The sequence below is a fragment of the Nocardiopsis akebiae genome (assembly GCF_018316795.1).
GTDB lineage: Bacteria > Actinomycetota > Actinomycetes > Streptosporangiales > Streptosporangiaceae > Nocardiopsis > Nocardiopsis dassonvillei.
In genome coordinates, this window is the sequence record NZ_CP074132.1 from 4,203,674 (window position 1) to 4,222,344 (window position 18,671).

Consider the following 18,671-nt stretch of genomic DNA (forward strand, 5'->3'; position numbering starts at 1 on the left):
GGCTCTCGGCCGACCCGCCCGGCTGCCCGGCGGAGGAGCTCGGTGGCGGTGCTCACACCGCCGCGCGCCGGGCGGGAGAGGGACCCGGCGCGCGGCGGCGCGGGCGGACGCGCGGCGGCGTCAGCGGCGCCCGGGCCCGGTGTCGCGGCCGGACCGGGCGCACGGGGCCGGGCGGGCCGGGGCGGGCCCGTCTACTCGGGCGGCGCGAGCAGCCCGCGCTCGTAGGCGCGGACGAGGTTGCGCGGCACGAGGTACTCGCGGCCGCGGATGTGGACGCGCACCAGGTCGGGGGTGGCGGCCTTCCACTGGGAACGGCGCGTGCGGGTGTTGGACCGCGACATCCTGCGCTTGGGTACGGCCATGGGACCTCTGCCTTCTTCTCGGGTGGTCGGGGGCGGGGCGCCGGGCCCCGCCCCGCGCTCGTGTCGGTCAGCCCCTGCGCTGGTAGCGGCGCTGGAACCGCTCCACGCGGCCCGCCGTGTCCACCACGCGGGCGTTGCCCGTGTAGAAGGGGTGGCTGGCGCTGGAGATCTCGACGTCGATCAGCGGGTAGGTGCGGCCGTCGCTCCACTCGATGGTCTTGTCGCTGGTGGCGGTTGACCTGGTGAGGAAGGAGAAGTCGGCCGCGCGGTCGCGGAAGACGACCGGGTGGTAGTCGGGGTGGATTCCCTGCTTCATGTGTGCCCCCTTGGGGTGGTCGTTGGGCGCGGCGGTCCGCCTGCTCGGCGGCGCGCGACGGGACGGCGCCCGTCGGGGTCGGCGGCACCGCCGCCGGTCGGGGCGCCGGTTCGCCGGGGCCTCGCGGGGACGGGCGGCCGGGGCGCGGCCCGGCTCAGCGCTCCTCGCGGAACTCGACGTGGCGGCGCACGCGCGGGTCGTACTTCTTCAGGGTGAGCCGGTCGGGCGTGTTGCGCCGGTTCTTGCGGGTGACGTAGGTGAAGCCCGTCCCCGCGGTGGACTTGAGCTTGATGATCGGCCGGATCTCGTTGCGTGCCATGGATGCCTCCTCAGGGTTCCCACGCGTTACAAGTCAATGATAACCGTTTTCATTCCCGACCCGGCCAGGTCATCTTCCTCCTGTGGACGCCCCCCGCCCGACGGCGATCAGCCGCCGGAACCGCCGCGGACCGGGCGCCCGTACCGGCGGTCCTCCTCGTCGCGCACGGCCGTGCCCGGCGCAGCGGGTCCAGCGAGTCCAGCCGCCCTGCTCGGCGCGCTGTTCGGCGGGTCCAACGCCCAGCCCGGCGCGTGGTTCGGGCGGCCCGGCGCACGGCCCGGCGCTGTCATCGGCGCCCTCGTCCCGGACACGCGAAACGCCGGTGCCGCCGCGGGGTTCCGCGGCGGCACCGGCGCTGGGTCGGTCTGCCGGTCGGCCACCGGTCCGTCTGGACCGTCAGGACCGTCGAGTCCGTGAGGACCGTCAGGCGACGGCCTTGCCCTCGGCGCGCTTCTCCACGCGCCCGGCGCGCAGGCGGCGGGCCTCGTCGGGGTCCAGGACCGGAGCGGCCGTCAACAGCTGGCGGGTGTAGTCGCTGGCGGGATTCTCGTACACCGCGTCGCTGTCCCCCATCTCCACCACCTCACCCGCACGCATCACCGCGACCCGGTCACTGACCTGACGCACCACCGCCAGATCATGGGCCACGAAGATGTAGGTCAACCCGAAGTCGTCCTGCAACTCCGACAGCAACCGCAGCACCTGGTCCTGCGTGGACACGTCCAACGCCGACACCGGCTCGTCGCAGATGATCAGCTTCGGCTTGAGGATCAGCGCCCGCGCGATCGCGATCCGCTGACGCTGCCCACCCGAGAACGCGTGCGGGAACCGGTTGTAGTGATCGGGCTCCAACCCCACCCGCTCCAACAGCTCCTGCACCTGGCGGCGCACCTTCTTGGCGTCCCTCTCCCCCTGCACCCGCAACGCGGTCCCGATCGCGTCCCCCACCGTCACCCGCGGGTTGAGCGAGGAATAGGGGTTCTGGAAGACCATCTGCACGTCCCGGCGCAACGGGCGCAGCGCCCGCTCGGGCATATGGGTGATGTCGCGGCCCTCGAACTCCACCCGGCCCCGCGTGGGCTCCAGCAGACGCATCACCATCCGCGACAACGTCGACTTACCCGACCCCGACTCCCCCACGATCCCCAGCGTCTCACCGCGGTGCAGGTCGAAGGAGACCCCCTTGACCGCCCAGAAGTCCGTGGCCTTGCCCCAGGTGCCGCCGCGCACCCTGAACCGCTGCGCCACGTCCTCCACCCGCAGGAGCGGGGTCTCCTCGGAGGAGCCCTCGCCGTCGGCGGAGGGGGTGAAGGCCGCGAACTGGCCCGGCTCGGTGACCCTGCCCTCGCGCTTGTCGCGCTCGACCCGGTCGACCCGGTCCTGGGCGCGCCGCTGGGCGCGGGAGACCTCCACGCGCGGCACGGCGGCCAGGAGCCCCTGGGTGTAGGGGTGCTCGGGCTCGGACAGGACCTCGCGCACGTCGCCGCGCTCGACCGCGACGCCGTGGCGCATGACCACGACCTCGTCCACCGAACCCGCCACCACCGCCAGGTCGTGCGAGACCAGGATCAGCGCCATGCCCAGGTCGCGGCGCAGCTCGTCCAGCAGGTCCAGGACCTGGGCCTGCACCGTCACGTCCAGGGCGGTGGTGGGCTCGTCGGCCAGCAGCACCTTGGGCTCGCACATCAGACCCATCGCGATGACCACGCGCTGGCGCATACCGCCGGAGAACTCGTGCGGGTAGGAGTTGATCCGCCTGCCGGGCTCGGGGATGCCCACCCGCTCCAGCGACTCCACCGCGCGGGCGTGCGCCTCGGCCTTGGCGGCCTTGGGCCGGTGGATGCGGTAGGCCTCGATCAGCTGGTTGCCGATCGTGTACTGCGGGTGCAGCGACTGCATGGGGTCCTGGAAGACCATGGCGATGTCGTTGCCGCGCATCCGCCGCAGCTTCTTGTCCGAGGCGCTGACCACGTCCTGGCCCGCGACCTCGATGGAGCCGGTGATCTTCGCCTTGCTGCCCCGGTGCAGGCCCATGAGGGCCAGCGAGGTCACGCTCTTGCCCGAGCCCGACTCGCCCACGATGCCCAGGGCACCGCCCGCGGGCACCTCGAAGGACAGCCCTTTCACCGCGTGGACGTCGCCGTCCATGGTCGGGAACGTCACCCGCAGGTCGTCCACGCGGACGACGGGGTCGGTCGAGGCCATGTCACTTTCCTTCGTTAGAGCTGCTCTGTTCAACGCTGTCGGTCGTCAGGCGGCGATGCGCACGCGCGGGTCGACGACCGGGTAGAGCAGGTCGACGATCAGGTTGCAGACGACGATGAAGACAGCACCCATCAGGGTCACGCCGAGCACCACGGGCAGGTCCTTGCCGATGATCGCGTCGATGGCGTAGGCGCCGATGCCGTTCAGGGAGAAGACCTTCTCCGTGAGGATGGCGCCGCCCAGGACCAGACCGACGTCCAGGCCGAAGATGGTCACGATGGGGGTCAGCGTCGGGCGCAGCGCGTGCTTGAAGATCACGCGGCGCTCGCTCAGCCCCTTGGCACGGGCGGTGCGGATGTAGTCCTCGCCCAGGACCTCCAGCATGCCCGCGCGCGTCTGGCGCGCGTACTGCGCCGCGTGCAGGAAGGCCAGGGTGACCCAGGGCAGGAACATCACCTGGAACCAGCCGACCGGGTCCTCGGTGAGGGGGACGTAGCGCGAGACCGGGAACAGCTCCCACTCGTGCACGAGGAAGGCCAGGGCGAGCAGACCGGTGAAGTAGATCGGCATGGACACGCCCACCAGGGCGGCGCTCATGGCGATGCGGTCGAAGATGCTGCCCTTCTTGACCGCGGAGAGGACGCCGACGGCCACGCCGCCGATGATCCAGATGATGGCCGCGCCCAGGGCCAGCGAGGCGGTGACCGGCAGGCGGTCGAGCAGCTGGGGCAGCACGGGGCTGTTGGTGGTGAAGGAGTAGCCCAGGCAGGGAGCCGCGCACTCGATCGTCTCCCGGCCGAAGGTGTACTCGGAGCCGAGGACCAGACCCTTGACGAAGTCCATGAACTGCACGGCGATGGGCTGGTCAAGGCCCAGGCGCGCCACCGTGGCGTCGAGAGCCTCGGGAGTGGGGGCCTTGCCCACGTACATCGCGGCCATACCGCGCGGGGTCACGCCGGCCCAGCGGGGCAGGACGTAGAAGATCCAGAAGGTCACCGCCGTGACGACGGCGAGCAGCAGCAGTCCCGCACCCAGGCGGCGGAGAATATAGTTCAGCATCGCGGTCGGCGGCGGGGGTACCCACGGGGCCGTGGCACCCCCACCGCCTTCACCTGCCTTCTCGTACTAGTTCAGGCCGGTCGGAGCGCTAACCCCGGTCCACGCCCAGGGCCATGAAGTCGTACATCGCGTACGAGGACGTGTAGTAGACGTTGGTCAGCTCGTCCGAGCGGTAGAACAGCGCGCGGTCGAAGACGACCGGCAGGATGGCCGCCTGCTCCATGACCAGGGTGTCGATCTGCTCGTAGATGCTGGCGCGCTCCTCCGGGTCCTCGGTGGCCAGCGCCTCGTCCCACAGGGCGTTGATCTCCGGGTCGTCGAGCTCGGAGGTGTTGTAGTTGCCCGTGGCCTGGATGGCGTCGCCGTCGGTGATCTTCGAGGCGAAGCCGTAACCGGTGGCCCAGTCGGGGATCCAGCCGGAGACGCTCAGACCGATGTTGTTCTCACGGACGTAGTCCTGCGAGCCCGCGTACTGGGCGAAGAAGTCCTCGGCCGGGAAGGTCTGGATGTCGACCTCGATGCCCACGCGCTTGAGGGACTCCTGGAGGGACTCCGCGGTGGCGATGTCGTTGGGGCGGCCGTCGCGGACCGCGATGGTGGTGCTGAAGCCCTCGGCCTCGCCGCACTCCTCCAGCTTGGCCTCGGCGGCGGCCAGGTCGCCCTTGTCGTCGTCGGAGGGGTACAGGTCCGACTCAGGCTTCGAGCCCTGGATGGTCGGCGGGAGCAGGTTGGTGGCGATGTCGCCGCCGGTCTCGCCGCCCCAGGCGCGGTGCAGGCTGTCGCGGTCGGCCGCGTACATGATCGCCTGGCGGCAGGCCACGTCCTCGATGACCGGGGTGTGGATGTTGACGTAGCGCAGCGCGCCGGAGTACGGGTTGTCCAGGTTGGCCTGAGCGTCCTCGTCGGTGAGCAGGGTGCTCTTCATCGCCGGTCCGACGCCCACACCGGACAGGTCGACGTCGAGGTCGCCGTTGACCAGGCGCTGGTCGATCTCGTCCTGGTCGACGCCGATCTGGACGGTGACCTCGTCCGGCAGGGCCGGGCGGATCGGGTCGGTCTCGGCGTCCCAGTGCTCGTTGCGGACCAGGTTGAGCTGCACGCCGGGCTCGTAGTTGCCGTCGAACTGGTACGGGCCCGAGGAGAGGACCTTCTCCTTGTACAGCGCGCCGCGGTCGGCCTCCACGGGCACCGGGGCGGTCTGCGGCTGGGTCAGCACGTAGGGGAACTCGGAGAAGGGGTCCTTGAGGTGGAAGACCAGGGTGTAGTCGTCCGGGGTCTCGACCGCGGTGAAGGTCTCCAGCGGGTTGTCGACCTCGTAGACGTTGAAGGGCTCCTGGTCCAGGTGCGACTCGAAGTAGCGCGGACCGTTGGGCAGCTCACCGCCGTTGTAGTTCGAGCGCGCGATGGCGTACTTGATGTCCTGCGCCGTGATCTCGGAGCCGTCCTCGTACTTGAGGCCCTCCTGGATCTTGACGGTCCACTCGGTGAAGTCCTCGTTGGGCTCGGGCATGCCCGCGGCCATGTCCGTGGTCAGCTCGGTGGACTCCTGGGCCGGAGCCGGGGTGAAGGCCAGCAGCGTACGGGCGTAGTAGCGGGTGAAGTTCCAGCTGAACCCGTAGTAGGTGTCGCCCGGGTCGGTGGAGTCGAAGTCCGAGGAGATGGCGTAGCGCAGGGTGCCGCCGGTCTGGTCGGACGCGTTGACGACCTCGGTCGAGCCCTGGTCGAAGGCGGCGTCGGACGCGGAGCCTCCGCCGTTGGAGCCACCGCCCCCGCACGCCGAAAGGAGGATGGAAGCCGCCGCGCCGAGCGCGACGAAGCCGAGGGTGCGTTTCCTCAAGGAACTGCCTCTCATGCGAACCTGATGGTGATGATGGGATCAACCTGTCGTCGGATCCCTGCCTTGCGGAGGCTGGGCGGGTCAGCCTCCACCGACCGTGGGTCAGTCGGAGGTCTTGGGGTCGAAGGCGTCGCGCAGCCCGTCGCCGAACAGGTTGAACGCCAGGACGGTGATGAAGATGGCCAGACCCGGGAAGACGACGAAGTAGGGCGCGTTCGCGTACTGCGAGACCGCGTCGGAGAGCATCTTGCCCCAGCTGGGCGTGGGCGGGTTGATACCGACTCCCAGGAAGCTCAGGGCCGCCTCGAACAGGATGTTCGTGGGGATGAGCAGGGTCGAGTAGACGATGATCGGCGTGACCAGGTTGGGCAGGATCTCCCGGAAGAGGATGTGCCGGTTGCTGGCGCCCAGGCTCCTGGCGGCCTCCACGAACTCCCGCTCGCGCAGCGAGAGCGTCTGCCCCCGGACGATTCGGGCGATGTAGGGCCAGTTGAAGAAGCCGATGATGAAGACGATGACGCCGATCCGCAGACCGTTGCCGGTCAGGCCCAGGACACCGTCGGGGATGACGCCCACGAGCGCGATGGCGAAGAGCATCAGCGGGAAGGCCAGGAAGACGTCCATGGCCCGGCTGATGACGGTGTCGACCCAGCCGCCCTTGTACCCGGCGATGATGCCGAGCACGGTGCCGATGAGCACGCACAGCAGCGTGGACAGGAAGGCCACCAGCAGGGAGATCTGGGCGCCGTAGACGATGCGGCTGAACAGGTCGCGGCCGGTCACCGGCTCCACGCCCAGCAGGTGGTCGGCGCTGATCGCGCCCCAGGGGTCGGTGTCGAAGGGGTTCGGGTTGTCCGGGTCCCTCATCGGCAGACCGGTGTTGGGCTCGATCAGGTCCTGGTGGAACTGGGTGGGCGGGTGCCCGAACCACTTGGCCAGCAGGGGCGCGAAGATCGCGGCGAGGATGAGCAGGACCACGACCACGCCGGAGACCATCGCGACCTTGTCCTTGCGCAGCCGCTGCCAGGCGATCTGGCGCAGGGACCGGTTGTCGGAGTCTCCGCGGACCCCGTGGGCCTGCGCAGCGACGTTCACGGCGTCGTTCTGCTCCGCCTGCTCCGCCGAATCGGGGGCATGCGAGGGCGCGCTCATCAGGCCACCACTCTCCACTCATACGCTTCTGGCCGAGGGGAACGGGACAGAACCCACGCGCGCGACCGCAAGGAGGGGTGACCTGCGGTTCGCGCACGGTGGGGCCGGCCGGTTCTCGACGCTGGCTGGCGTGGGCTTGCGTGTCGGCGGGGAGGGCGGATGACCCGCCTCCGCAGACCCGGTCCGCGGGGTGTGCCACATCACCTGAGGAGTTGGACACACCGGGACCGTTGCGCCCGGGCTGTTACACAGCGACCAACTTACTCGCGATCTGAACGCATAGCGTCCAATATCCGATCATGTATCTAAATCGTGACAAACAACGTTAAAAGGCCTATATAACAACAAAAGGCTACAGAGTTCGCATTCATCCGACGACCGGCCGCGAGCTGCGGCGACGTCCTCCACTGCCGGGCCCACGATACGTCCGAATATGCACCTGTTCGACCCCGGAAGAGGCACGCTATGGCAAGTGCTATACGTCTCCTCGTGTCCAATCGAACGCGCAGAGCGACGGTCACGGGCGCGCCAGGGACCCACCACGAACACGTACGGTGACGGTCACGGCGTACACGAGAACGACGGCCCCGCGTCTGCGGAACCGTCGTCACGAAAGTGTGCGGGCCGGACCCGCCCCGGTCACTCGATGCCGCGCTTGCGCAGCAGCTCCTCGATGTCGCCCAGGTCGGAGAGGTCGTCGGCGCCCCCGGCCTTGGGGGCCGGGCCCACCTTCCCCTTGGCGCCCGGGGCCGCGGGGGCCGCACCGGGCTCGGCCGCGCTCCCCGCTCCACCGGCGGCCTCGGGTTCCTTGGCCTTGCCGGGTCGGGTGCCCACGTCACGGGCGCGCATGACGCCCGAGACGACGTAGAGCACCACCGCCAGGCCCGCCAGGGCCACACCGGCCCACACCGCAGGGTTGAACAGCAGGCCGACCAGGATGCCGAAGATGTTCATCGCGAACTGCCAGACGGCGTTCATCAGCCCGATCAGACCGGCGGCCAACGGCAGCAGCGACCACGCCACACCCCGCAGACCCGAGGCGGCGCCCTTGGCGCGCCACACGAAGAAGGAGATCACCAGTCCCGCGAGGGTGAGTCCGCCTCCCAGGACCAGACCGGTCATCCACGTCAAGTTCTCAGGCATGGGCCCAGTCTCCCATCCGGCGCCGGAGCGCACATCCGGTCGATCCCCTAGGGCGTGTTCGGTGGATGCCGCCCGTCGCGCGGCAGGGTGCGCGTCCGCCGAACACGCCCTGGGTCAGGCCCCGGAGCCGGGGCCCCTGTCCACCCACGCTACTCCCGTGCCCCGGACGGGCGGCCGGGGCACGGAAGGGGGCGTCGGGGCAGGTGGGGGCGGGGAAACCGGCGGGCCTGGGCTCAGCGGTCGGCGACCAGGGACTCCAGCCAGTCCAGGTCCACGCCCACGAGGCTGTCGCGGAACACCACGCCCTCGCGCGGCGGGATGTGCACGTGGTTGGGCACCGCGACCGTGACGCACCCGGCGTCGGCCGCCGAGGTCACGCCGACCACCGAGTCCTCGAAGGCCACGCAGCGCGCGGGGTCCGCACCGAGCCGCCGGGCGGCCCTCAGGTACGGGTCGGGGTGGGGCTTGTTCGCCTCGACCTCGTCCCCGGCCACGGAGTCGTCGAAGTTGTCCAAGCCGATCCCGCCGATCGCCGACCGCACCAGCGTCCTCTCGGTGGAGGTCACCAGGACCACAGGGACCCCGGACTCCGACAGCAGGGTGACCAGCTCCTTGGCGCCCGGGCGCAGGTCGGCGCCTCCGGCGAGCCTGACGCGGAACCTCTCGTAGAGGCGGTCGGCGACCTCGCGCGGTGTGAGGTGGTGCGCGCCGGTCAGGTCGATGATGTAGCGGCCCACGGACTCGGCGGCGTTGCCGACGTTGCGCCGGTGGTCCTCCTCGGTCCACACGCCGCCCAGTTCGGCGACCAGGTCGGCTTCGGCCTCACCCCACAGGTGCTCGCTCTCGATGAGGGTGCCGTCCATGTCCAGGAGTACGGCCTGGAGGCGTCTGGCCTGGGGGGCCTGGGTGTCGGAGGCTTCGGGACTCAGCGTGCTCTGCTCGCTCATACGTTCGGTGGCGCCTTCCGGACCGGGCGGCACCACGCTCTCCCCTCGTGTGTCATGGGTTGCCCGCTGGCCCACGGGACACCCGGGCTGTGCGTCGTCATCGTGCGGGACGCGGGGCGCCCGCGCCGTGAAGAGGACCTGTCGGCGTCCTTTCCACACTACGAACACTCGGACGTCGGCGGGTGGAGAGCTGCCCCACACTCGCGTCCGCGCACGCGCGCTCCTGAGGCGGGGCGCCGTGCGCCTCCCGCACACGCGCGCGGCCCCGTCCCCCGGCGGGGGACGGGGCCGCGCCCCGGGCGCTCCGCCCCGGACGAGCCGGTCAGACGTTGAAGTAGGTCGCCTCCGGGTGGTGGACCACGATCGCGTCGGTCGCCTGCTCGGGCACCAGCTGGAACTCCTCCGACAGGGTCACGCCCACCCGCTCGGGCTCCAGCAGGCGCATGATCTTGGCGCGGTCCTCCAGGTCGGGGCAGGCCCCGTAGCCCAAGGAGAAGCGGGCCCCCCGGTAGCCGAGCTTGAAGAACGCGTCCAGCTCGGCCGGGTCCTCACCGGCGAAGCCCAGCTCCGCGCGCACCCGGGTGTGCCAGTACTCGGCCAGGGCCTCGGTCAGCTGCACCGACAGCCCGTGCAGCTCCAGGTAGTCGCGGTAGGCGTTCTTGGCGAACAGCTCGGCGGTGGCGCGGCTGATCGCCGGGCCCACGGTCACCACCTGGAAGGACACCACGTCCAGCTCCCCCGACTCCTTGGGCCGGAAGAAGTCGGACAGGCACAGGTGGCGGTCCCGGCGCTGGCGCGGGAAGGTGAAGCGGGTGCGCTCGGCGCCCTCCTCGTCCAGCACCACCAGGTCGTCGCCCTCGCTGTAGCAGGGGAAGTGGCCGTGCACCACGGCCGCCTCCAGCAGGCCGTCGGTCTGGATGCGGTCCAGCCACATCCGCATCCGGGGGCGGCCCTCGGTCTCCACCAGCTCCTCGTAGCTGGGGCCCTCGCCGCCTCGGGCGGCCTTGAGCCCCCACTGGCCCATGAAGGTGGCCCGCTCGTCGAGGAAGGCGGCGTAGTCGGCCAGCGGGATGCCCTTGCTGATCCGGTCGCCCAGGAAGGGCGGCTTGGGCACCGGGTTGGTGGTCGAGACGTCGCTGCGGGCGGGCAGCTCCTCGGGCTCGGTCACCTTGAGCTTGGCCCCCGTCTTGACCCGGCGCTGGCGCAGGGCGGGCAGCTCGGCGCCCTCCTCACCGCGCTTGACCGCCATGAACGCGTCCATCAGGCGCAGGCCCTCGAAGGCGTCCTTGGCGTAGCGCACGTGGCCGTCGAAGACCTCGGCCAGGTCCTGCTCCACGTAGGAGCGGGTGAGCGCGGCGCCGCCCAGCAGGACCGGGAAGCGCTCGGACAGGCCCCTGGAGTTCATCTCCTCCAGGTTCTCCTTCATGATGACCGTGGACTTGACCAGCAGGCCGGACATGCCGATCACGTCGGCGCGCTGCTCTTCCGCGGCCTCCAGGATCGCCGACACCGGCTGCTTGATGCCGATGTTGACCACGTCGTAGCCGTTGTTGGACAGGATGATGTCCACGAGGTTCTTGCCGATGTCGTGGACGTCGCCCTTGACGGTGGCCAGGACGATGCGGCCCTTGCCGTCGTCGTCGCTCTTCTCCATGTGGGGTTCGAGGTAGGCGACGGCGCCCTTCATGACCTCGGCGGACTTGAGGACGAAGGGCAGCTGCATCTGGCCGGAGCCGAACAGCTCGCCGACGGTCTTCATGCCCGAGAGCAGGGTGTCGTTGACGATGGCCAGGGCGGGCTTGGACTCCAGCGCCTCGTCGAGGTCGGCCTCGATCCCGGCCATCTCGCCGTCGATGATGCGCCGCTCCAGGCGCTCCCACAGCGGCAGGGCGGCCAGCTCCTCGGCGCGGGAGGCCTTCATGGACTTGGCGTCCACGCCCTCGAACATCTCCATGAACCGCGAGAGGGGGTCGTAGTCTCCCTCGCGCCGGTCGTAGACCATGTCGAGCGCGACCTCGCGCTGGTCCTCGGGGATCTGGTTGATCGGCACGATCTTGGAGGCGTGCACGATCGCCGAGTCCAGCCCCGCCTGGACCGCCTCGTGCAGGAACACCGAGTTCAGCACGATGCGGGCGGCCGGGTTGAGGCCGAAGGACAGGTTGGACAGGCCCAGGGTGGTCTGCACGTCCGGGTAGAGCCGCTTGAGCTCGCGGATGGCGTTGATCGTCTCCAGGCCGTCCCGGCGGGTCTCCTCCTGCCCGGTGGTGATGGGGAAGGTGAGGCAGTCGATGACGATGTCGCCGGTGTTCAGCCCCCACTCGCCGGTGATCTGCTCGATGAGGCGGGTGGCGACGCGCACCTTCCACTCGGCGGTGCGGGCCTGGCCCTCCTCGTCGATGCACAGGCCCACGACGGCGGCGCCGTGCTCCTTGACCAGGCGCATGATGCGGGTGAAGCGGGAGTCGGGGCCGTCGCCGTCCTCGTAGTTGACGGAGTTGACCACGCTCCTGCCGCCGAGGGCCTCCAGGCCCGCCTCCAGGACCGGCGGCTCGGTGGAGTCGAGCATGATCGGCAGCGTGGAGGAGGTGGCCAGGCGCGAGGCCAGCTCGCGCATGTCGCTCACCCCGTCGCGGCCGACGTAGTCGATGTTGAGGTCGAGCAGGTGGGCGCCGTCGCGGATCTGGTCGCGCGCGATCTCCACGCAGTCGTCCCAGCGGCCCTCCAGCATGGCCTCGCGGAACTTCTTGGAGCCGTTGGCGTTGGTGCGCTCGCCCACGGCCAGGTAGCTGGCGTCCTGGCGGAAGGGCACGCTCTGGTACAGGGAGGAGGAGGACGCCTCCACCAGGGGCTTGCGGTTCTTGATGCCGCGCCCCTGGACGCGCTCCACCACGTGGCGCAGGTGCTCGGGGGTGGTGCCGCAGCAGCCGCCGGCCAGGCTCAGGCCGAACTCGGAGGTGAAGGAGTCGTGGGCGTCGGCCAATTCGGCGGGCGAGAGGTTGTAGACCGCGCCGTTGGGTCCGAGCTGGGGCAGGCCCGCGTTGGGCATGCAGGAGATGGGGATGGGCGAGTGGTGCGACAGGTAGCGCAGGTGCTCGCTCATCTCGGCGGGTCCGGTGGAGCAGTTGAGGCCGATGACGTCGACGCCCAGCGGCTCCAGGGAGGTCAGCGCGGCTCCGATCTCGGAGCCGAGCAGCATGGTGCCGTTGGTCTCGATGCTGACCTGGGCGACGATCGGCACGTCCCTGCCCGCGGCGCGGCGGGCGCGCTGGGCGGCCACCACGGCGGCCTTGACCTGGAGCAGGTCCTGGCAGGTCTCGATGAGGATGGCGTCGGATCCGCCGTCGATCAGGCCGCGCGCGCACTGCTCGTAGTAGTCGCGCAGTTGGGCGTAGGGCGCGTGGCCCAGGGTGGGCAGCCGGTTTCCCGGGCCCACGGAGCCGAGGACGTAGCGGGGCTGGTCGGGGGTGGAGTAGGCGTCGGCGGCCTCGCGGGCCACCTGCGCTCCGGCTCGGGCGATCTCGTAGGTGCGGTCCTCGATGCCGTACTCGGCGAGCCCGCCGAGGTTGGCCGAGAACGTGTTCGTCTCGATGGCGTCCGAACCCACGGCAAGAAAGGCGGCATGGGTGTCGCGGACGATGTCGGGACGGGTGAGGTTGAGGATGTCGTTGCATCCCTCGTGCCCCTCGAACTGGTCGAGGTCGAGATCGTGCGCCTGGAGCATGGTGCCCATCGCTCCGTCCGCCACGACCACACGGCGGGACAGGGTTTCGCGGAAGGTGGGGCTGGCTCTCATATCTGGCAACTCTACGTCGGAGCACCGCGGCGGCCCAGTCGGTGTCCCCGTGACGCGTGGCACTGGGCGGACCCGCGGTGCGGGGCGGGTCGGTCGTCCGGGGACGGCGGTGTCCTTGTCAGTCGCTGTCTGTGAGGTTATCCCATCGCCTGTTCCACTAGATGAGACGGGCATCCCGCGGTGCGGCGGCCCGGGCGCCCCGGGCCGAGCGCCCCGAACGGTTCCCCGGGCGGGTCGGCACGCCGTAGGGTGGACTTCGTCCGCGTGCAGGGAGGAGCCACATGACCAAGCTCGTCCGGGAGCTTGTTGATCCCGTGATGGTGGCGGCGTTCGAGGGATGGAACGACGCCGGTGAGGCGGCCAGCCTGGCCGTGGAGCACCTGTCGAGGGAATGGGACGCCTACGAGCTGTGCGCGCTGGCACCGGACGACTACTACGACTTCCAGGTGACCCGGCCGCGCATGTCGATCGTGGACGGTGCGGTCGGTGAGGTCGAGTGGCCCACGACCCGGGTCCGGGTGGCGACGCCGCCGGGGTCGGAGCGCGACGTGGTGCTGGTGACGGGCCCCGAGCCGAACATGCGGTGGCGCTCCTACGCCGCCGACCTGCTGGCCGTGGCGCGGGAGCTGGGCGTCACCCGGATGGTGATGCTGGGTTCGCTGCTGGCGGACGCCCCGCACACGCGGCCGATCCCGGTGACCGGGATGGCCTCGCCCGTGGAGCTGGGCGCGGGGCTGGGGCTGGAGGCGACCACCTACTCGGGACCGACCGGGATCGTGGGCGTGGTGCACGAGGCGTTCAGCGCGGTGGGGATCGAGACCGCGTCGCTGTGGGCGGCCATCCCCCACTACGTCGCCCAGCCGCCGTGCCCGAAGGCCTCCCTGGCGCTGCTGGCGTGGGTGGAGGACTTCCTGGGCGCACGGGTGCCGCTGGGCGACCTGCCCGAGGACGCGGTGGCGTGGGAGTCCAACGTCAACGAGCTCACCGCGGAGGACGAGGACATCGCCGCGTACGTGCGCGGCCTGGAGGAGGCCAAGGACACCGCCGACCTGCCGGAGGCCTCCGGCGACGCGATCGCCCGGGAGTTCGAGCGCTACCTGCGCCGCCACGACGAGGGCTGAGGCCCCGCGGCGGCCCCGGGCGCGCCCGGCTGGGCCCCTCAGACCCGCATGTGGCGCCACTCCCCCGTGGACAGCACCACGGCCCAGGCCCCGGCGATGCGGGCCAGCCCGCGGCGGACCTCGTCCACGACGGCGGGGGCCAGCGGCACGGGGGCCTCGCGTGAGGCCTGGAGGCGCACGGTGACGCGGAGGCCGTCCAGGACCTTCTGGCCCCGGGCGATTGCCTCGTGGTCGGGTTCGGCCCGCCGCTCCAGGACCGCCCGGATACCGTCGCGCAGGGCGATGGCCTCGTCGAGGTCGGCGAGGGTGATGGGGATGGCTCCCTCGGTGGCCAGGCGGTGCTCGCGCAGGAACCGCGCGAGGTCGGCCCGGTCGGCGAGACCGGCACCGGTGGAGACGAAGTCCGCGATGAGTTCGGCGGCCGCGCTGTGCCGCGTAGGGGTCGTCATGGGGGCTATCCCACCACGGCCGGGCCCCGGATACCGGCGTTTTCGCGAGCCCGTGGCCACAGGTGGTCACCACGAACGTGCATAAATCGACATGTGAGGACGAAACGGAAGCGACGCTTCCCGGTCCGCTCACCGTGGGGCTGCGCGCCCGACCGGCTCAGGCCGCGAGCAGCGCGCGGAGCCCGTGGCGCTCGCGGGGCAGCCCCAGCCGGGCGAGCACGACCAGGAAGTTGGCGAACCGGCCGTCCCAGAAGCCGTCGTGGTCGGCCAGGACCCTGAGGTAGTCGCGCTGGACGGCGGTCAGCCCGGCGGGGTCGGCGGACCGGAAGGCCAGGTCCAGCAGCGGTCCGGCGTCGGCCGCCGCGGTGAGGGGCGAGGCCAGCGGGGCCAGCGCGCGCAGCACCGGGAGCAGGCGCGCGGCGTCCTCGGCGGTGGAGCGCTCGGCGAGTTCCCGGACCAGGGCGAAACGCACGTGGCCGGTGAAATGGGAGGGACGCCTGGTGAACCAGGCGTCGGCGGCCTCCGGGTCCGCGAGCGCGGCGGCCAGCTCGGCGGCGGCCACGGGGTTGGCGCGCTGGCCGGGCGCCAGCGCGGCGCAGGCGCGGATGGCGGGGTCGGCGTGGGCGAGGAACTCGGTGGTGTCGGCGCCGCAGGCGCCCAGGGCCAGGACGATGACCGCGCCCTCGTCGCGGGTCTCGGCCATGTCGGCGGCACCGGACAGGTCCGGCTCCAGCCCGCCGAGCCGGGCCAGGGCCGCGGCGGCCTCCACCGCGCACATGCGCGTGTGCGCGTCGGAGGCGGTCAGGTGGGGTTCGACCGCCGCGTACAGCACGGGCGCGGCGGCGCGCATTTCCGGGCCCGCCCTCCCCATGAGCGCGTCCACGGCGGGGGTCTCCCACACACCGACCGCCTCCTCCTCGTCGTCGGAGGCCAGCGCGGCGTAGACCCGGTCCAGCTCGGCGCCGGTGGGGGGTTCGGCCACGGGGCCGGAGGGCGTCTGGTACAGCGCGCCCTCGGCCGCGGCGGCCAGGAAGCCCAGCAGGACGCGGCGCGGGGAGCCCCGGTCCTCGCCCGACGCCTCGGGGAGCGGGGCCCGGGCCGGGCCGTCGAGTTCGGGGCGGTCCAGGATCCCGGCGACGAACAGGGCGGCGGGGACGGTGGCCGGGTAGACCGTGCCCTGGTGCAGCAGCGCGCTGCGGAGGTGGTCCAGCGCGCGCCCGCGCTCACGCGCGTCGCCGGTGAGCAGGGCGGCGAGGTGCCCGGGGGCGTCGGCACCGGAGCCGTAGGCGTGGAAGGTGCGGGTCCAGTCGGTGGTGTGGAGTACGTCCGGTCCTGTCTGCATGTCCCGGATTGTGGCAGCGCCCACCGACGGTCCGCGGGTGTGCCGCCGGGGAGCGCTGGGAACGGTCTGGCTATACTCGGGCCCCGCCGCCCCCCGAGGAAGGCCACACCATGTCGTTCGCCCAGCCGCCCACCACACCCCTGCGCCGGGCCCTGTTCCGCGCCCCCATCTGGATCTACCGGACCGGGTTGGGCGGCCTGATGGGCCGCCGGTTCGTACTGCTCACGCACAGGGGGCGGGCCACGGGAGAGGCCCGCCAGGCGGTGCTGGAGGTCATCGGCGGCGACGCCGCCGAGGGGAGCGTGCTGGTGGCCTCGGGGTACGGAAGGCGGTCGCAGTGGTTCCGCAACGTCGAGCGCGAGCCGCGGGTGCTGTTCCAGCTGGGCAACCGGCGCCACCGGGGCACCGCCGCCGTCCTGTCGCCGCAGGAGTCCGGTGAGGCGCTGGTGAGCTACGCCGAGCAGCACCCCGCCGCCGCCGTGGCGCTGCTGCGCGCGCTGGGGTACGAGGTGGACGACAGCGATGGGTGGTTCGAGCGGAGGGGTGCGGACATCGGGAACGACATCCCGGTCGTCCGGTTGTCCCCCGCAGGGGCCGCCGGTGAGCGCCGCCCCGGCCTCTCAGGTCGGTACACCTGACATGTGGGGTCTTTGTGTCAAGAGAGCAGCGTTGACCTGCGGTGATGCGTAGGGTCTCACCACCGCGGGTTTCCCGCCACCACATGCAACAGGTACTGCATGAAGACCGGTGGGAGCACACCGCGTGGCTCGCGTGTCGTGCACGACGCGTGGTCAGACTGATATGCGCGGGTTGGCTACCGCAGGACGGACTGTTCGGCGGGAACGAGGCCGCGGCTCTAGAGATCGAGCGTGGCCCGGAAAACAACCCCGGGCTGCTCATAGACGGTATGCAGGGAGGGCGGCGGACCGGCGGCATCGAAGGCCTTCGGTGTCGCCGGTGGCGCCAGGCGGCCCGCGGTTACAGGCGCACGCCCAGCAGGGTGTCCGCGGTCGCGCGCACCAGTGCGGGCGCGCCGGTGTCGGCGCCGCCCTCGGTGAGGGCGGTGTCGGCCCAGGCGTCCACCGCGGCCAGGGCCGCCGGTGAGTCCAGGTCCTCGGCCAGGGCCGCGCGCACGGCGGCGAGCACCGGGGCGGCGTCGGGCGCCGCGCCAAGGGCCAGGGCGGCGCGCCAGCGCTCGGCTCGAGCGGTGGCGGCGGGGAGTTCGGCGTCGGTCCACTCCCACGGGGCGCGGTAGTGGTGGCCGAGCATGGCGAGGCGGATGACGGCCGGGTCAACGCCCTGCTGGCGGAGCTTGGAGACGAAGACCAGGTTGCCCAGGGACTTGGACATCTTCTCGCCGTCGAGGCCGACCATGCCCACGTGCAGGTGGTTGTGGGCGTTGGGTCCGCCCGTGGCACATCGGGTCTCGGCCGCGCCCATCTCGTGGTGGGGGAAGATCAGGTCGCTGCCGCCGCCGTTGAGGTCGAAGGCCGGGCCGAGCCGGTCCAGGGCGATGGCGCTGCACTCGATGTGCCAGCCGGGGCGCCCGCGGCCCAGGGGGCTGTCCCAGGCGGGCTCGCCGGGGCGCTCGGCGCGCCAGAGCAGCCAGTCGAGCGGGTCCTTCTTGCCGGTGCGCTGGGGGTCGCCGCCGCGTTCGCCGAACAGCTCCAGCATCCGCGCGCGGTCCAGGTGGCTGATCTCGCCGAACTCGGGCGCCTCGGCTGCGGAGAAGTACAGGTCCCCGTCCAGCTCGTAGGCGGCGCCGGTGTCGCGGATGCGTGCGGCGAGGTCGCTGATGAGGTCGACGGACTCCACCACGCCGACGTAGGAGGTCGGGGGGATGATCCGCAGGGCGGCCATGTCCTCGCGGAAGACGTCGATCTCGCGGTGGGCGAGGTCGCGCCAGTCGACGCCGGTGGCCTCGGCGCGCTCCAGCAGCGGGTCGTCGATGTCGGTGGTGTTCTGCACGTAGTCGACGTCGTGGCCCGCGTCGCGCCAGACCCGGTTGACCAGGTCGAAGGTGAGGTAGGTGAAGGCGTGGCCCAGGTGGGCGGCGTCGTAGGGGGTGATCCCGCAGGCGTACATCCCCGCCCGGGGGCCCGGCGTCGTCGTCCTTATCCGGCCGGTGGCGGTGTCGTGGACACGAAGGGGACCGCCGGTACCCGGCAGGGGGACGATGTCAGGCGCAGACCATGAACGCATACCGCGCAGCCTATCCGGACGCGCGTGCGACACGCGTGCGCGGGAGGGTGGGCACCGCGCGTGATGATCACCCCAGAAGAGGTGGGAATAAGACCGGCCCGGGACGGAACCCCCACCCGCCGTCGGTTCGGGGGTTACGCGCTGGTCCCGCCGGGTCGGAGCCTTCGCCCCGGGATCGTCGCGCGCTCGAAGCAGTTCATGGCGAGAACACCGCAACGCGGCCGACCGTTGGACATCCGTCGCGGACGACAACGGCCGGCCCCCGCGGAAGACGATCTCCGCGCATCCGGGTGATCACAGCAATCCGGGAACCGGCACGGGGCAGACGTACTCGATCAAGGAGGCGGCTTCTTCGAGCGTGCCCGCGTCCTGAGCCCGGGGGAGCAACGCGGACGGAGCGGTGGAACCCTCCCGTTCACGGACC

15 protein-coding genes are annotated in these 18,671 nt (G+C 71.4%); 2 read left to right on the forward strand and 13 right to left on the reverse strand.

The annotated features are described in order from the left end of the window. Nucleotides 1-191: 191 nt before the first annotated feature. The 10 genes from rpmF to metH all read right to left on the reverse strand — a co-directional run bounded on the left by rpmF (nucleotide 192) and on the right by metH (nucleotide 13,133). The gene (gene rpmF / locus KGD83_RS18055; RefSeq protein ID WP_013152594.1) at nucleotides 192-362 is read right to left on the reverse strand and encodes a 50S ribosomal protein L32; all 171 of its coding nucleotides are present in this window, start codon (nucleotides 360-362) and stop codon (nucleotides 192-194) included. A gap of 67 nt (nucleotides 363-429) precedes the next feature. Continuing rightward, nucleotides 430-678, reverse strand: coding sequence for a type B 50S ribosomal protein L31 (locus KGD83_RS18060; protein ID WP_047870211.1), 249 nt, complete (start codon nucleotides 676-678; stop codon nucleotides 430-432). 154 nt (nucleotides 679-832) lie between these two features. Beyond that, complete coding sequence (gene rpmG / locus KGD83_RS18065) at nucleotides 833-997, reverse strand: 50S ribosomal protein L33 (protein ID WP_013152592.1); 165 nt, start codon at nucleotides 995-997, stop codon at nucleotides 833-835. A gap of 423 nt (nucleotides 998-1,420) precedes the next feature. Continuing rightward, nucleotides 1,421-3,202 (reverse strand): ABC transporter ATP-binding protein, encoded by a 1,782-nt coding sequence (locus tag KGD83_RS18070; RefSeq protein WP_212640303.1) that lies wholly within the window; start codon nucleotides 3,200-3,202, stop codon nucleotides 1,421-1,423. Between the two features lie 45 nt (nucleotides 3,203-3,247). Next, entirely contained in the window at nucleotides 3,248-4,261 is a 1,014-nt protein-coding gene (locus KGD83_RS18075; protein WP_019609205.1) for an ABC transporter permease, read from the reverse strand. An 88-nt stretch (nucleotides 4,262-4,349) separates the two neighbouring features. Continuing rightward, complete coding sequence (locus tag KGD83_RS18080) at nucleotides 4,350-6,098, reverse strand: ABC transporter substrate-binding protein (protein ID WP_212640304.1); 1,749 nt, start codon at nucleotides 6,096-6,098, stop codon at nucleotides 4,350-4,352. 102 nt (nucleotides 6,099-6,200) lie between these two features. After that, a complete protein-coding gene (locus tag KGD83_RS18085) occupies nucleotides 6,201-7,250 on the reverse strand; it encodes an ABC transporter permease (protein ID WP_212640305.1) in 1,050 nt (349 codons plus the stop codon). Between the two features lie 639 nt (nucleotides 7,251-7,889). Further along, nucleotides 7,890-8,393 (reverse strand): cellulose synthase, encoded by a 504-nt coding sequence (locus tag KGD83_RS18090; protein ID WP_249351935.1) that lies wholly within the window; start codon nucleotides 8,391-8,393, stop codon nucleotides 7,890-7,892. A gap of 233 nt (nucleotides 8,394-8,626) precedes the next feature. Beyond that, nucleotides 8,627-9,340 carry an HAD family hydrolase gene (locus KGD83_RS18095; protein WP_212640306.1) on the reverse strand — a complete coding sequence of 238 codons (714 nt, stop codon included), beginning with the start codon at nucleotides 9,338-9,340 and terminating at the stop codon, nucleotides 8,627-8,629. Between the two features lie 322 nt (nucleotides 9,341-9,662). Then, nucleotides 9,663-13,133, reverse strand: a complete 3,471-nt coding sequence (metH, locus tag KGD83_RS18100; RefSeq protein ID WP_212640307.1) for a methionine synthase — start codon at nucleotides 13,131-13,133, stop codon at nucleotides 9,663-9,665. A gap of 281 nt (nucleotides 13,134-13,414) precedes the next feature. Here metH and KGD83_RS18105 point away from each other — a divergent pair, with 281 nt between their 5' ends. Continuing rightward, nucleotides 13,415-14,254, forward strand: coding sequence for a PAC2 family protein (locus KGD83_RS18105; protein ID WP_212640308.1), 840 nt, complete (start codon nucleotides 13,415-13,417; stop codon nucleotides 14,252-14,254). Between the two features lie 38 nt (nucleotides 14,255-14,292). Here the strand turns inward: KGD83_RS18105 and KGD83_RS18110 are convergent, their stop codons facing one another. Next, complete coding sequence (locus KGD83_RS18110; protein ID WP_212640309.1) at nucleotides 14,293-14,703, reverse strand: ABATE domain-containing protein; 411 nt, start codon at nucleotides 14,701-14,703, stop codon at nucleotides 14,293-14,295. Between the two features lie 157 nt (nucleotides 14,704-14,860). Further along, a complete protein-coding gene (locus KGD83_RS18115; protein ID WP_212640310.1) occupies nucleotides 14,861-16,045 on the reverse strand; it encodes a hypothetical protein in 1,185 nt (394 codons plus the stop codon). A 110-nt stretch (nucleotides 16,046-16,155) separates the two neighbouring features. On the opposite strand from KGD83_RS18115, the gene KGD83_RS18120 reads away from it, so the two are divergent. Beyond that, complete coding sequence (locus KGD83_RS18120) at nucleotides 16,156-16,683, forward strand: nitroreductase family deazaflavin-dependent oxidoreductase (RefSeq protein WP_212640311.1); 528 nt, start codon at nucleotides 16,156-16,158, stop codon at nucleotides 16,681-16,683. A gap of 340 nt (nucleotides 16,684-17,023) precedes the next feature. Here KGD83_RS18120 and mshC read toward each other — a convergent pair whose 3' ends face one another. Then, a complete protein-coding gene (gene mshC / locus KGD83_RS18125) occupies nucleotides 17,024-18,247 on the reverse strand; it encodes a cysteine--1-D-myo-inosityl 2-amino-2-deoxy-alpha-D-glucopyranoside ligase (RefSeq protein WP_212640312.1) in 1,224 nt (407 codons plus the stop codon). Between the last annotated feature and the right edge of the window lie 424 nt (nucleotides 18,248-18,671).